Source organism: Bradyrhizobium sp. T-12, from assembly GCF_058314695.1.
In genome coordinates this window covers 5,977,337-5,992,885 of sequence record NZ_CM177756.1, presented here as the reverse complement: position 1 = coordinate 5,992,885, position 15,549 = coordinate 5,977,337, and the positions used below count along the sequence as shown (strand labels likewise).

8 protein-coding genes are annotated in these 15,549 nt (G+C 64.5%); 2 read left to right on the top strand and 6 right to left on the bottom strand.

The window, feature by feature from the left end:
• Positions 1-13 precede the first annotated feature (13 nt).
• The gene (ligD, locus tag AC0WRY_RS28555) at positions 14-2,713 is read left to right on the top strand and encodes a DNA ligase D (protein ID WP_491122010.1); all 2,700 of its coding nucleotides are present in this window, start codon (positions 14-16) and stop codon (positions 2,711-2,713) included.
• 127 nt (positions 2,714-2,840) lie between these two features.
• On the opposite strand, the gene AC0WRY_RS28550 is transcribed toward ligD, so the two are convergent.
• Positions 2,841-3,005: a DUF3309 family protein gene (locus tag AC0WRY_RS28550; protein WP_007595743.1), complete on the bottom strand. Its 165-nt coding sequence runs from the start codon at positions 3,003-3,005 to the stop codon at positions 2,841-2,843.
• Positions 3,006-3,186: 181 nt separating this feature from the next.
• Here AC0WRY_RS28550 and AC0WRY_RS28545 point away from each other — a divergent pair, with 181 nt between their 5' ends.
• A complete protein-coding gene (locus AC0WRY_RS28545; protein WP_194404086.1) occupies positions 3,187-3,504 on the top strand; it encodes a polyhydroxyalkanoic acid system family protein in 318 nt (105 codons plus the stop codon).
• Position 3,505: 1 nt separating this feature from the next.
• Here the strand turns inward: AC0WRY_RS28545 and treY are convergent, their stop codons facing one another.
• From treY to treS, 5 genes are read right to left on the bottom strand one after another with little or no spacing between them, the layout of a single operon-like run.
• Entirely contained in the window at positions 3,506-6,292 is a 2,787-nt protein-coding gene (gene treY / locus AC0WRY_RS28540) for a malto-oligosyltrehalose synthase (protein ID WP_491122001.1), read from the bottom strand.
• 1 nt (position 6,293) lies between these two features.
• Positions 6,294-8,048 carry a malto-oligosyltrehalose trehalohydrolase gene (gene treZ, locus AC0WRY_RS28535; RefSeq protein WP_491121999.1) on the bottom strand — a complete coding sequence of 585 codons (1,755 nt, stop codon included), beginning with the start codon at positions 8,046-8,048 and terminating at the stop codon, positions 6,294-6,296.
• Positions 8,045-10,123 carry a glycogen debranching protein GlgX gene (gene glgX, locus AC0WRY_RS28530; protein ID WP_259216870.1) on the bottom strand — a complete coding sequence of 693 codons (2,079 nt, stop codon included), beginning with the start codon at positions 10,121-10,123 and terminating at the stop codon, positions 8,045-8,047. The genes treZ and glgX overlap by 4 nt, the downstream gene beginning before the upstream one ends.
• A 3-nt stretch (positions 10,124-10,126) precedes the next feature.
• Positions 10,127-12,265 carry a 1,4-alpha-glucan branching protein GlgB gene (gene glgB / locus AC0WRY_RS28525; protein ID WP_212067243.1) on the bottom strand — a complete coding sequence of 713 codons (2,139 nt, stop codon included), beginning with the start codon at positions 12,263-12,265 and terminating at the stop codon, positions 10,127-10,129.
• Positions 12,258-15,548, bottom strand: coding sequence for a maltose alpha-D-glucosyltransferase (gene treS / locus AC0WRY_RS28520; RefSeq protein WP_491121996.1), 3,291 nt, complete (start codon positions 15,546-15,548; stop codon positions 12,258-12,260). The genes glgB and treS overlap by 8 nt, the downstream gene beginning before the upstream one ends.
• Between the last annotated feature and the right edge of the window lies 1 nt (position 15,549).

The window sequence follows — 15,549 nt, the reverse complement described above, 5'->3', positions numbered from 1 at the left end:
AGCGGGACTGCTCGTGCTGCAAAAACTCTCCACTTACCGACAGAAGCGCGACTTCGAGAAGACACCCGAGCCGTCGGGCAAGTCCGCAGTGGCGCCGTCGAAGCAGCGGCGCTTCGTCATCCAGAAGCACGATGCATCACGACTGCACTACGACCTCCGGCTTGAATTCGACGGCGTGTTCAAGTCTTGGGCCGTGACGAGGGGGCCCTCGCTCGATCCCCACGACAAGCGCCTGGCGGTCGAGGTGGAGGACCACCCGCTCGACTATGGCGATTTCGAAGGTACGATTCCGGAAGGGCAGTATGGCGGCGGCACGGTGATGCTGTGGGACCGCGGCACCTGGGAATCGGACGATCCAGAGGCCGGCTTCAAGAAGGGCGATCTGAAGTTCACCCTGCATGGCGACAAGCTGCAGGGCAGCTGGGTCTTGGTGCGCATGCGCAACCGTGGTGGCGAAAAGCGCACCAACTGGCTGCTGATCAAGCATCGCGACGAACATGCCCGCGAGGGCAAGGACAACGACATTCTCGACGAGGACAAGTCGGTCGCCTCCGGCCGTGCGATGGACCAGATTGCCGAAGGCAAGGGACGCGCGCCAAAGCCGTTCATGCTGGCGAAGGGCGCCAAAACCAAGGCTGACGCGGTCTGGCAGTCCAACCGTGCCGAGGAGACGAAGGGGCGAACGGTCAAGCCGGCACCGCGTGCGGCGTTGAAGGCCGGCAAGAGCGCCAAGACCAAGTTCCCGAAGAGCAGGGCTGCAAAGAAAAAGGCCACTACAGCGACGAATGCGACGAAGGTCGCCAAGATGCCGGACTTCGTGGCGCCGCAACTCTGCACGTTGGTCGAGCGGCCGCCGGCCGGAGACGGCTGGTGCCATGAGATCAAGTTCGACGGCTATCGCGTGCAGCTGCGGGTCGAGGACGGCGAAGCGACGTTGAAGACGCGCAAGGGTCTCGACTGGACCGGCAAGTTCGGCGCCATCGCCAAGGAGGCAGCCACGCTGCCGGACGTGATGATCGACGGCGAGATCGTTGCGCTCGACCATAATGGCGCGCCGAATTTCTCCTCGCTTCAGGCTGCGCTGTCCGATGGCAAGACAGAGGAGCTGATCTTCTTTGCCTTCGACCTGCTGTTCGCGGAAGGTGAGGATTACCGGCGGCTGCCGCTCGGCGAACGCAAGGCGCAGCTGAAGGCATTGCTGGGCGCGCGGAAGCGGAAATCGAGCCAGATCCGCTATGTCGAGCATTTCGAGAGCGGCGGCGATGCCGTGCTGCAATCGGCCTGCAAGCTCGAGCTCGAAGGCGTGGTGTCGAAGAAGCTGGATGCGCCCTATCGTTCGGGACGTACCGAGAGCTGGGTCAAGTCGAAATGTCGCGCCGGCCACGAAGTGGTGATCGGCGGCTACAAGACCACGAATGGCAAATTCCGCTCGCTGATGGCCGGCGTGCAGCGTGGCGATCATCTCGCTTTCGTCGGCATGGTCGGCACCGGCTTCGGCGCCGACAAGGTCAAGCGCATCATGCCGTCGTTGAAGGCGATGGCAGCCAAGGAAAGCCCCTTCGGCGGCAAGAATGCCCCGAAGAAGAGCCGAGAGGTGCACTGGCTGAAGCCCGAGCTCGTCGCCGAGATCGAGTTCGCCGGCTTCACCGCCGACGGCAATATCCGCCAGGCCGCGTTCAAGGGGCTGCGGCAGGACAAGCCGGCCGAGGAGGTGGAGGCGGAGAAGCCCGTCGACACCGAGCTCGCCGCGCCCACAGCCGGCAGGCGCGTGGCGAAGACGGCCAAGCGGTCGAAAGATACCGGCACCGCCGAGGTGATGGGCGTCGTCATCTCCAAGCCGGACAAGGAGCTGTGGCCGGACGGTGCTGACGGCGAAGGCGTGACGAAGCTTGATCTCGCCCGCTATTTCGAGGCCGTCGGCCCCTGGATGATCGAACATCTGAAGGGGCGCCCGTGCTCGATCGTGCGTGCGCCCGACGGCATCAACGGCGAAACATTCTTTCAGCGTCATGCCATGCAGGGCAGCTCGAACCTGCTCGAACTGGCCAAGGTGTCTGGCGATCGTAAACCGTATTTGCAGATCGACCGCGTCGAAGGGCTTGCCGCCGTCGCGCAGATCGGCGGCGTCGAGTTGCATCCCTGGAATTGCGCGCCAAACGCCTATGATACGCCGGGCCGGCTGGTGTTCGACCTCGATCCGGCGCCGGATGTCGCCTTCGCCGATGTCGTGGAGGCGGCCAAGGACATGCGCCAGCGGCTGGCCGACGTCGGCATGGAGAGCTTCTGCAAGACCACGGGCGGCAAGGGCCTGCACGTGGTGGTGCCGCTGCTTCACGGCGCGCGCGACAAGGTGAGCTGGAAGGAAGCCAAGGCGTTCGCGCAGGGCGTCTGCCAGTGGATGGCTGACGACGATCCCGAGCGCTATCTGCTCAACATGTCCAAGAAACTTCGCAAGGGGAAGATCTTCCTCGACTATCTCCGCAACGACCGGATGTCGACGGCGGTGGCGCCGTTGTCGCCGCGGGCCCGCGCTGGAGCGACGGTCTCGATGCCTGTCACCTGGGCTCAGGTGAAGAGCGATCTCGACCCGAAGCGCTATACGGTGCGTAGCGTGCCGGGCCTGCTCGGGCGATCGAAAGCGTGGGAGGATTATGATGATGCGGCGACGTCGATCAAGGCCGCGATCAAGAAGCTTGCGGCGAAAGCGAAATAGGGTGGGTCAGCCCGGCGACGACGCGAAGCACCGTCGCTGAGCGTAACCCACCACTTCCGCCTCCGTGGAAACCAAAGAGGTGGGTTATGCCTTGCGGCCAACCCACCCTACGACATCGTGGATGCCGCTAGATCCGTCCGAGCAGCAGCAGGATCAGCAGGATGACGATGACGAGCCCGAGGCCGCCGCCGCCGTAATAGCCGGTGCCGTAGAACGGGCCGCCGCCGATGCCGCTGAAGCCGCCGAGCAAGGCGATGACGAGAATGATCAGAATGATCGTACCGATAGACATGCAAAAATCCTCCAGCCCATTGTAGAAAGGGCGTTGCACCCTGTCCCTTTGTCCGGGGGCAACTTGCCGCAGGTTTTAAAGTTCCCGCGATGAAACACGGCGGGAGGATCAACTTGCATGGAACCTTTGTGGCCGTACTTGGCATGACTATGTTGAGATCAATCGTCATTTGGGCAGGGCCATGTCAGCACCGCTTGTCGTTTCAATCCCGCATCGCCTCGGCCGCGAGGAGGCGGTGCGCCGGCTCAAGACCGGGCTCGGCCGCGCGGCCGCCAGCATTCCCGTGATGCAGGTGGAGGAGGAGCGCTGGAGCGGCGACAGCATGGCCTTTCGCATTCGCGCGATGGGGCAGGTCGCAACGGGGAAGGTCGATGTCGGCGACGATCAGGTTCGGGTCGAGGTGGTGCTGCCCTGGCTGCTGCAGCGCTTCGCCGAGATGGCGCAGGCCACGATCAAGAAGCGCGGGCAGTTGCTGCTGACCAAGGACGGCGGAAAGTAATTCAGGCGCGTGCGCGCGGTCGCGCCGGCCTGACGGCGTTTGCCGTGCGGGCTTCGATGACGAAAGCGGGAAAATCGCGGAAGGCCTGCGCGAGCGGCAGTTCGTTGCCTGCAAAGCCCGCCGCCGCATAGCCCGTGATATCGATGGTTGCGTCGAATCCGTCGGGCGCGGGCCATTCCCGGCCCGCTTGCGTGAACGGCGCGAAGTGACGCCCGACCACGACGATCGCCGCGCTGCGGCCGTGGCGGCGGGCGAAGGCAATGACGTGGTCGGCATGTGTGCCGTGCACCGCCAGCGGCTGGTAGTGGCCCTGCGCGAAGACGTCGGCGAGCTCATTGCGCAGCCGTAGGAGACGCCGTGTCCAGGCCAGCTTGATCAGGCCGTCCGGCCAGCTCTTCTTAAGGTCGTTCCAGTCCGGATCGTCCAGCGACCCCAGCGCCGCATGCCGCGCGTCAAAATCGACCGGGCGGCGGTTGTCGGGATCGACCAATGAGAGGTCCCAGAACTCGGTGCCCTGATAGAAGTCGGGCACGCCGGGCAGCGTCGCCTTGAGGGTGAGCTGGCTCAACGCGTTGAACGCGCCCAGCAGCGCCACGCGCCGGGCCAGCGTCTGCAGCGCCTCCAGGAATTCGCCTGACAGCGTGGGATCGAGGATCTTGTCGATGAAGCTCTTGATGCCGTTCTCATAGGCTTCATGCGGGTTGAGCCAGCTCGTCTCCTCCTTGCCTTCGCGCGCGGCCTTCAGCGCGTAGGCCTGGATGCGCTCGACGAAGCCGGAATCGATCGGCCCCTGCAGCGGCCAGGCCCCAAGCAGCGTCTGGTAGAGCATGTATTCGAACGTCGCCGACGGCGCGCGGAAATTGCCCTGGAGCGTGAGATGCGGCGCGTTCAACACCTTCCAGCGCGAAACCGCGCTGGTCCATTCGCCGGGAATTTCGGTTAAGCCCGCGATGCGCGCCCGGGCGTCCTCGCCGCGTTTGGTGTCATGCGTCGCGGTCGCCGTCATTCCCAGCGGCCATTCCCTGGCGCGGGCCTGCATGGCCTCGTGGAAAGCTGGAATGGTGAGGCCGCTGCTGGCGGGATCGCCGCCGACCTCGTTCAGGGCGAGCAGCCGGTGGAATTGATAGAACGCGGTGTCCTCCAGCGACTTCGCCATCATTGGCCCGGTGAATTGCTGCACCTTCAGCGCGAAGCGGCGCACGCGCGGGGCGCTGTGTGGCGGGCGGCCGGGCTTGAGCAGATCCATGGTCAGGGCGTCGCGCAGGAAATCGAAGATGCCTTCGTCCGCGGCGAACCATTCGGAGCGGGCGCGCGCGATGGTGTCGTCGATCAACTTGCGGTCGGGGGCCGTCGGGCCGCTGTTGGTCAAATAGGTGCGATACACCGGGAAATGCAGCACATAGAGTTCGAGTGCCTGCCGCAGGCTGTCCGCGGAGAAATCCCGTGTCGAATAATGCCCGTTCGCGATGCGCGCGAGCAGGCGCGTCAGCACGGTGAATTCGCTGGTGAGCAGCGTCTCCAGCACGCGCCGCTTGGCCTCCTTGACGTAAGGCGCAAGCTGTGGCGAACGGTTGCTGATCTGCCGCCAGGTCTCGTCCAGCGCCGCCAGGCCCTTGCTGTCGACCAGGACCTGGGTGATGACGTTCATCCATTCATAGCCGGTGGTGCCCTGAACGCCGGCGAAGTGCGGCAGGCGTTCGTGCTCGCACAGGATCTTTTCGATCACCGTGTAGAACGGCTTGGTGTTTCCTTGCGCATCGCGCACCAGGCGGCGCAGCCGCTGGCAATATTGCGCGGGATCGCGCAGGCCGTCGATGTGATCGAGCCGGATGCCCTGAAGCCTGCCGCCAGCGATGAGCTGCTTCACCAGCCGGTGCGTGGCGGCGAAAGTGGTCGCGTCCTCGACACGCAGGCCCGCAAGTCCGTTGACGTCGAAGAAGCGGCGGTAGTTGATATCGCTGGAGGCGAGCCGCCAGTGCCCGAGCTTGTAGTTCTGGCGTTCCAGCAGATGATGCAGCGCCAGGGTCTGCGCGGGACGATCCTTGGCGGCACGATAAGCAGCAAGGCCGCGTGCGATGATATCGGCGCCACCCGCGATCTCCCTGAGCTCGGTCTTGAAAGCGGGGGCTTCCTTGCGGTTGGGGCGGCGCAGTCCGGTGTAGCGCGCCGCGAGCGAGAGCAGGCGTTTGCCGGCCTCCGTTTCGGCGGCTTCCGCTTCCTTCACGGTCATGCGCAGGATCTCGCCATAGCGCTCCGGCGCGATCGGCAAGCGATGTTCGAAATACCAGGCGGAGAAGCTGCCCTGGTCCGGATCGTAGCGCAGCTCGATCTCGCCGCTCTCCAGTGCGTCGCCGTAGGACTTGCCGAGGATCGGCAGCAGTACGCCGCCGCGCGCGCGGTAAGGCAACAGGTCCCAGTCGATGTCGAAGGAGACCGCGTGCGGCGAGGCCTGGCCCCATTCGAGCACGTCGAGCCACCAGGGATTGTCGGCGAAATGCACGCCGACATGGTTCGGCACGAAGTCGATGACGAGGCCGATGTCGTGCGCCTCGAGTGCGTCGCTCAGCCGTGTGAAGCCGGCTTCGCCGCCGAGCTCCGGATTGAACTGGCTGTGATCGACGGTATCGTAACCGTGGGTCGAGCCCTTGCGCGCCTTCATCACCGGCGAGGCGTAGAGATGCGTGATTCCCAGCGCCTTGAGGTAAGGCACGACGGCGGCGGCCTTGTCGAAGTCGAAATCCGCGGTGAGCTGCAGCCGGTAGGTCGCGAGCGGAATGGCAGGAGGCATGTTAACCTCCGAGATGCCAGATCACCGACCATGGCGCGAGCCGCTCGCCGCTCGCGTCGCCCCAGATGGGAGCGCCCGTCGCGCCGTCGGGACGCGCGATGTCCTTGTCCGAGAGATTGGCAGTCAGGCGCAGCGCCGTGCCGTCACCCATCCGCCAATGTGCGGTGAGCAGGCCGTTGTCTGCCGCCTCGGCCTCGCCGAAACTTGCGCCCCTCAGCCGTGGCACGATCTCCTTGCGACGCAGCGCAAGCAGCTGTCGGACCAACGCGAGCCGGGCGTCCTGCAGCGGCGTGCGGCCGGTCCAGTCGAGCACGGCCGATTGCAGCGTTGCGGGATCGAGCGGATCGGGCACCTCGTCGCCGTATTTCTCGTAGGCCCACGCATATTCCTGCTTGCGCCCCTTGCGGACGGCATCGGCGAGCCCGCCCTGGAAATCGCAGAAGAACGGGAAGGGCACCGTCGAGCCCCATTCCTCGCCCTGAAACAGCATCGGCACCATCGGCGCGAGCAGGGTCACCGCGAGCGCGGCCTCGATTTGCTGCGGCGATGCCAGGCTTTCGAGCCGGTCGCCGAGCGGGCGGTTGCCGATCTGGTCGTGGTTTTGCAGGAAATTGACGAACGTCGCAGGTGGCAGCTGACTGCTCGGCTCGCCGCGCGGCTTCTTGCCCCAGAACTCCGAAACCTCGCCCTGATAGACGAAGCCCGAGGCAAGTGCGCGTGCGAGGTCCATGCGCGGCGTCTGGTAGTCGCCGTAATAGCCGGCATGCTCTCCGGTCAGCATCACATGCCAGGCATGGTGATAATCGTCGTTCCACTGCGCGCGATATCTGCCGTTCGGCGGCTCCTGCGCCGCGTCGAGCAAGCTAGCGCGGTTGTCGCCATTCTCGAGCACGAGATGGATGTGCCGACCCGTCGCCTTCGAGAGCTCGCCGACAGCGGCGCTGAGATCATGCAGCATCGATATCTCGCCGGGGATCGCCATGATGTGATTGGCGGCATCCAGCCGCAATCCGTCGAAACGGTAATCGGTCAGCCAAGACAGTGCATTCTCGACCGCGAACGCGCGCACCTGCGGCACGCGATAGTCGATCGCGCTGCCCCAGGGCGTATGCGCATCGGTGAAGAAGGCCGGCGCGTAGCGGCCGAGATAATTCCCCTCGGGGCCGAAATGATTGTAGACGACGTCGAGGAACACCATCAGCCCGCGCAGATGCGCCTCGTCGATCAGCGTCTTCAGGTCTTCCGGGCGGCCATAGGCGCTGTCTGGCGCATACCACAGCACGCCGTCATAGCCCCAGCCGTGGCGTCCCGCGAAATCGGCCAGCGGCATCAGCTCCAGCGCGGTGATGCCGGTTGCGGCGAGATGATCCAGCTTGTCGATCATGGCGTGGTAAGTGCCTTTCGACGTGAAGGTGCCGACATGGGTCTCGATCAGCACCGTCTCTTCCCAGGGCCGGCCGTGCCAATCGCGCGCGCGCCACGGAAAGGCGTCGTGATCGATCACCTCGCTCGGGCCGAACACATCGTCGGGCTGGAAAGCCGAGGCCGGATCGGGCACGTCGATGTCGTCGTCGATCCTGAACTTATAGGAGCTGCCGGCGGTGAGACCGGCAATCTCGGCCACGTACCAGCCATCCTGCCGGCGCTGCATCGCATGTCGTCGGTCGAGCAGAAGGTCGACACGGCGCGCGGCGGGCGCCCACAGGCGGAACGACACGCCGTCCTTCGTCGGCCTCGCCCCGAAGGACGGCCTCATAGCGCCCCCGCGAAGGCGAGCACGGAGCGCGGCGGCGCCTTGCTGTCGCTTCCGGGCGGGAAGTCGATCGTATTCAGCTTGGCATCCGTCGTGTTCAGGATCTGCTGCCAGCTCTTGTATTCGGTCATTTTGGGCAATTTGAATGCGATGTCTTCGGGGGCGGCGTTCAGTACGATAAAGATCGCGGCGCCACCCGGTTCCATCGGCCCCATCACATAGGAGAGGAATCGTCCCTCCGGGAATTTCCAGTCGTTCTCCGTCATTTCGTCGCCGGCAGGCGTCAGCCACAATGCGCCGTAGGACACACCGTCCGCGGGGCGGCCGTCGAGCCAGCGGTGACTGCGAAGCTGCGAGAACCGGCGGCGGATGTCGGCGAGATGGGCGACGAAATCGACCATGTCGTCGCTCTCCTTGCCGAGATTATCCCAGCCGACCCAGCCGATCTCGTTGTCCTGGCAGTAGGCGTTGTTGTTGCCCGATTGCGAGTTGCCGACCTCGTCACCGGCGAGGATCAGCGGAACGCCCTGCGCCAGCATCAGGCAGGCCAGCACATTCTTGCGAAGCTGGCGGCGCAGGCCGAGGATCTGGGGATCGTCGGTCGGCCCCTCGACACCGCAATTGTTGCTGTGGTTGTCGTTGGAGCCGTCGCGGTTCTCCTCGCCATTGGCCTCGTTGTGCTTCTCGTTGTAGCTGAAGAGGTCGGCAAGCGTGAAGCCGTCATGGACGGTGATGTGGTTGATGCTGGCGCGCGGCCGCCGTCCGTCGTGGTTGAACAAATCGGACGACGCCGTCATGCGGCTGGAGATGTCGCCGATCAGGCTGCCTTCGCCGCTCCAGTAGCGGCGCATGGCGCTGCGATAGCGATCATTCCATTCCGACCATTGCGAGGGGAAGGCGCCGACCTGGTAACCGCCGAGGCCGAGATCCCAGGGCTCGGCGACAAGCTTGACGGTCGCCAGCACCGGATCCTGCCGGATAGCGGTCAGGAAAGAGATGCCGCGGTCAAAACCGTTCGGTCCGCGCGCCAGCGTGGTGGCGAGGTCGAAGCGGAAGCCGTCGACATGGCAGACCTCGACCCAGTAGCGAAGTGAATCCATCACCATCTGCAGCACGCGGGGATGGGTCAGGTTGACCGACGAGCCGCAGCCGGTGAAGTCGTCGTAATAGCGGGGATTCTCGCGGTTCAGCCAGTAATACGAAGCGTTGTCGATGCCGCGGTAGCACAGCGTCGGGCCGAGGTGATTGCCCTCGGCCGTGTGGTTGTAGACGACATCTAACATCACCTCGATGCCGGCATCGTGCAGGCGTGCCACCGTGGTGCGGAAGGAATCGAGCGCGTTGTCCTGGGCATAGCGCGGCTCGGGCGCGAAGAAGGACAGCGTGTTGTAACCCCAGTAATTGGCGAGCTTCTTCTCCACCAGGATGCGGTCGTCGACGAAGCTGTGCACCGGCAGCAGCTCGACCGTGGTGACGCCGAGCTTCTTCAGATGCTCGATCATGGCCGGCGAGGACAGGCCGCCATAGGTGCCGCGCAAATTCGGCGGCACGTCGTCGCGCTTCTGCGTCAGGCCCTTGACGTGAGCCTCGTAGATGATCGTGTCTTCCCAGGGGATGTTGGGGCGGATCTCGCGGCGGCCCCAGTTGAAGGTCTCGTCGACCACGACGGCCTTGGGCATGCCACGCGCGTTGTCGCGCCGGTCGAAGGACAGGTCCTCGCGGGGCGAGCCGGTGCGGTAGGCAAAATGCGCATCGCTCCAGACCAGGCGTCCGGAGAGCCGCTTGGCATAGGGATCGAGCAGCAGCTTGTTGGCATTGAAGCGATGGCCGTGCTCGGGCTCGTAGGGACCGTGCACGCGATAGCCGTAGAGCTGGCCCGGCGAGACGTCGTTGAGATAGCCGTGCCAGACATCCTCGGTCTTCTCGGGCAGCTCGATGCGCTCGAGCTCGCGGCGGCCTTGCGTGTCGAACAGGCAGAGCTCGACCTTCTGTGCGTTGGCGGAGAACAGCGCGAAATTGGTGCCGCGTCCGTCCCAGCTTGCGCCGAGGCGTGCGGGCGATCCAGCAGTCAGGCGCATGTGTCAGCTTTCCGGAACGAGGAAGATCGCGGCGAGCGGCGGAATGGTGAGGCGAAGCTCGCCGCCCTCGGCATGGACCTCGCCGATATTGCCGACATTGCTGCCGCCATAATGGGCGGAATCCGAGTTGAGCACTTCCTTCCATTTGCCGCCGAAGGGCACGCGAACGCGGTAGTTCTGATAGACGTTCGGCGAGAAGTTGACGATGACGAGGCACCGCGCGTGCTCGTCGAATCCCTTGCGCAGCCAGGCGAACACGTTGCGGCCGGCGTCGTCCGTGATCAGCCATTCGAAGCCGGCGGGGTCGCAGTCCATCTGGTGCAGCGCCGGCACCGCGCGGTAGAGCCGGTTGAGATCCCGAATCAGTGCCTGGGTGCCGGAATGGTACTTGTATTCGAGCAGGTGCCAGTCGAGCGACTGGTCGTGATTCCATTCGCGGCTCTGCGCGATTTCCGCGCCCATGAACAGCAGCTTCTTGCCGGGATGGCCGAACATGAAGCTGTAATAGGCGCGCAGATTCGCAAAACGCTGCCACTCGTCGCCGGGCATGCGGCCGAGAATCGAGCGCTTGCCGTGCACGACCTCGTCATGAGACAGCGGCAGGATGAAGTTTTCCGAGAACGCGTAGTGCAGGCCGAACAGGATCTCGTCGTGATGGTATTTGCGGTGGATCGGATCCTTGCTGATGTAGTTCAGCGTGTCGTGCATCCAGCCCATGTTCCACTTGTAGCCGAAGCCGAGCCCGCCGAATTCGACCGGCCGCGACACCTGCGGCCAGGCGGTGGATTCTTCGGCAGCCGTGGTCGCTTGCGGAAAGCGGGCGAAGACCTCGGTGTTGAAGCGGCGCAGGAAGTTGATCGCCTCGATGTTTTCGCGGCCGCCGTACTGGTTCGGGATCCACGCGCCGGGTGGCCGGCTATAGTCGAGATAGAGCATGGACGCGACGGCATCGACGCGCAGGCCGTCGATCGCGTAGCGCTCCATCCAGAACAGCGCGTTCGACACCAGGAAGTTCGTCACTTCGGTGCGGCCGTAATTGTAGATCAGCGTGCCCCAGTCCAGGTGGCGGCCCTGCAGCGGGTTGGCGTGCTCGTACAGCGCGGTGCCGTCGAAACTGCCGAGCCCGTGCGGATCGTCGGGGAAGTGACCCGGCACCCAGTCGAGCAGCACGCCGACGCCCTCGCGGTGGCAGGCATCGACGAGGGCGGCGAAATCCTCAGGGCTTCCGAAGCGGCTGGTCGGCGCGTAGAGGCCGGTCGGCTGATAACCCCACGAGCCGTCGAACGGATGCTCGCTGACGGGCAGGAATTCCAGATGGGTAAAGCCCATGTCGCGGGCGTACGCCGGCAGCTGCTCGGCCAGCTCGCGATAGGTCAGCCATTCATCGCCGTTCTTGCGGCGCCATGAGCCGAGATGAACCTCGTAGATCGACATCGGCGCCGACAGCGCGTTGATGCCGTCAGGTGACGGGCGCGGCCGCGGCAGATGCGCCTCGTCGAACACGATCGAAGCCGTCTTCGGACGGACTTCGCTCGCAAACGCCATCGGATCGGACTTCAGCGGCAACAGATGGCCATGCGGTCCGATGATCTCGAACTTGTAGTGATCGCCGGCCTTGGCGTGCGGGATGAACAATTCCCAATAGCCGGCGCCGCGCACCCGCATGGGATGGCGCCGTCCGTCCCAGAAATTGAAATCGCCGACCACGGATACGCGCCGTGCATTCGGCGCCAGCACCACGAAGCCGATGCCGTCGACGCCTTCATGACGCATCGGATGGGCGCCGAGCTTGTCGTAAAGGCGCTGGTGGGTGCCCTCGCCGAGCAGATAGAGGTCGAAATCGGTCAGGATCGGCGGAAAGCGATAGGCGTCCTCGAACTCGACGACGTTGCCGCCGAATTTCGCGCGCAGCTGATAGTGCTTCGAGCCGTTGGGCAGCGCACCGATGAACAGTCCGGCATCGTGCACGCGGTCGAGCGAGGCGACCTCGCCATGTTCGCCGACCGCCTCGACGTTGGAGGCCTCGGGCAGAAACGCGCGCACCACGCTTCTGCTGCCCTCAGGGTGCAGCCCGAGATAGTGGAAGGGGTCGGAGTGGCGGCCCTCGATGATCGCATAGGCCTCGGCAGGCAGTTTAGGCATGGGCTTCGCTCTCATTGGACAGAATGCGAAGCAGTCCGGTCAGCGGCGCATGGAGCCCCTCAGGCCGGTGGGACAGCTCGTACTCTACTTCATTGAAGGCCTGATCAAGCAGGAAAAATCTTATCAGGCCTTCCGCGGACTGCCGGTCCTCCGGCCACAGCCGGCGATCGGTCATGGCTTCGCGATAGGTGGACAGGAAGGTTGCAGCGGCTCGCTCGCGCCATTCGTCGAGCGCGGCTGCAAGCCGGCCCTGCTCGTCGGAGACCCCCGTCAGCGCACGGCCCAGCGCCGCGTTGACCGAAGCATCGATCGAGCGGATCAGGCCGGCGACGTCGCGCGCGGCAGGCAGCTTGCGCCGCTTGTCGGCCAGCGGCTGGCGCGGATCGCCGTCGAAGTCGATGATAAAGATATCGTCCTTCACGATCAGAGTTTGCCCGAGACGGAAGTCGCCATGATGACGGATGTTCAACCCGCCGATCCCCGAAGGCAATAGCGCATTCAGGGCGTCGGATAGGCTCGCCCGCATCGCGGTGAGGCGGTCGATCAGGGGGCGGTCCGCCTCCCGCAGGCCATCGCGGCTATCGGCCAGCCGATCCAGAACCCGCTGGGCCCGCGCTTTGAGGTCGGACACCCAGGCCTTGACCTGGGCAGTCTCGATCGGCATCGGGGCGAGATCGTCGGACTTGGCTGCGGCGAGAGCGAGGTGCAGCTCGGCGAGCCTGCGGCCGATCTGCGCGATGAAATGCAGATAGGGCGCCTGCTCCTGGGTCTCGCGCGGCATTTCATCGGCCGACAACACGCGCTGCTCGTCGATATAGCGATCGAGATAGCCCGTGGTCACGGTCCAGCCGTCGCCCTGGTTCTCGACATAGGCATGCAGCACGCCGAGCGCGCTGCGCTGTCCGCCCTCGACCAGCTCGACGCTGCCGAGCAGCGCCGGCGTGTTGGCGAAGCGCGCGACCTCGGTGAGATAATGGCCGATCTCGATCTCGGGGCTGACGCCGCTTTCGAGCCGGCGGTAGATCTTGGCGACGTATTGATTGTCGACCAGCGCGGTGCTGTTCGATTGCTCGATGGCGCGGATACGTTCGGGCTCCTTGACGGTGTAGTCGGAGAACTTGCTGGTCGCCTTGAATTCCAGCCGCAGATTGTTCTCGTCCACGACCAGGTGTTGCGACAGACCTCGCAAGAACAGGCCGATGAATATCGGATCGGTGGCAACGTCAAGCAGAGTGCCCTCGCGCGCGCCCTGGCGGACGGCGGCGAGCGCCTTTGGGTTGAAGCGTTCGCGGTCGAAGCGCACCCACTCGATCTGCATGGGCAGCACGTATCGCGTAGTAACGTCGTCCCGCGCTGTCTCGAAGAAAGCAATCCACGGCCTGTTGTCACCGATGTCGCTGAAAGGTACCGCCGACGTCAGCGTGGTCCTGATCTGCTTGGGATTGTGCTCGGGATACCATCGGGTCCGCGACAGGAATCCCGGCAGCACGTCGCGCTCGAAGACGCCGCGCTCGCGGGCCAGTGACACCCAGTTGGAATTCACCGGCACCACCAGCGTCTCGAATTCCGGCACCGCGCGCGGCGTCACCGGCTCGGACTTGTCGCGCTCCTGAAGTTGGAACCAGTAGAAGCCGTAGGGCCCCAGCGTGATCATGTAGGGCAGTTCGCCGATCGCGGGGAATCGCGTGCGGCCGAGCATCTCCTGCGGGATACGGTCTTTCCACGGCGACAAATCGAGCTCGGTCGCTTGTGCGGCGCGCGACAGATTGGCGACGCACAGGATCACCTCGTCGCGATACTGCCGGACATAGGCCAGCACGGCGCGGTTGGCCGGGCGGATGAAGGTCATGGTGCCGCGGCCGAAGGCGAGCGTCGACTTGCGCACCGAGATCAGGCGCTTGGTGGCGCTGAGCAGCGATGACAGGCTGCGCGACTGCGCCTCCACGTTGACCGATTCGTAGCCGTAGACCGGATCCATGATCAGCGGCGCGTAGAGGCGGGCGGGGTCGCAGCGCGAGAAGCCGCCGTTGCGGTCCGGGCTCCACTGCATCGGCGTGCGCACGCCGTTGCGGTCGCCGAGATAGATGTTGTCGCCCATCCCGATCTCGTCGCCGTAATAGATGATCGGCGTTCCGGGGAAGGACAGCAGCAGCGAGTTCATCAGCTCGATCTTGCGCCGGTCATTGTCCATGAGCGGCGCGAGGCGCCGGCGGATGCCGACATTGATGCGGGCGCGGGGATCGTTGGCGTAGGTGGTCCAGAGATAGTCGCGCTCGACGTCGGTGACCATCTCGAGCGTCAGCTCGTCATGATTGCGCAGGAACAGCGCCCATTGGCAGCTCGCCGGAATGTCCGGCGTCTGACGCAGGATGTCGGTGATCGGAAAACGGTCCTCCTGCGCGATCGCCATGTAGATGCGCGGCATCAGTGGGAAGTGATAGGCCATGTGGCACTCGTCGCCACGGCCGAAATATTCCTGCACGTCTTCCGGCCATTGATTGGCCTCGGCGAGCAGCAACTTGCCCTTGGAGTATGAATCGAGCTCCTGGCGCAGGCGCTTGATGATCGCATGCGTCTCGGGAAGGTTCTCGTTGTTGGTGCCGTCGCGCTCGCAGAGATAGGGGATGGCGTCCAACCGGAAGCCGTCGACGCCGGCATCCAGCCAGCGCTTCATCACCTGGATCAGTGCGCTGACCACGCGCGGATTGTCGAAATTGAGGTCCGGCTGGTGCGAGAAGAAGCGGTGCCAGTAGAACGCGCCGGCCTCGTGATCCCAGGTCCAGTTCGACTTTTCCGTGTCGGTGAAGATGATGCGCGTGCCCTGGTACTTCTGGTCGGTGTCGCTCCAGACATACCAGTTGCGGGCGCTCGAACCGGGATGGCTGCGGCGCGCGCGCTTGAACCATTTGTGCTGGTCCGAGGTGTGATTGACGACGAGCTCGGTGATGACGCGCAAGCCCCGCTTCTGCGCTTCCTGGATGAAGCGCTTGAAGTCCTTCATCGTCCCGAAATCGGGATTGACCGAGCCGTAATCGGCGATGTCGTAGCCGTCGTCGCGACCGGGCGAGGGATAGAACGGCAACAGCCACAGCGCGGTGACGCCGAGCTCCTGCAGATAGGGCAGCTTCTCGGTCAGCCCGGCAAAGTCGCCGATGCCGTCATTGTTGCTGTCGGCGAAGGCTTTGACGTGGAGCTGATAGATGATGGCGTCCTTGTACCACAGCTCGTCCACGATCTCGGCAGCCTCAGCCTTCTTGGTGTCGACGGAAGATAGAACGTTCATG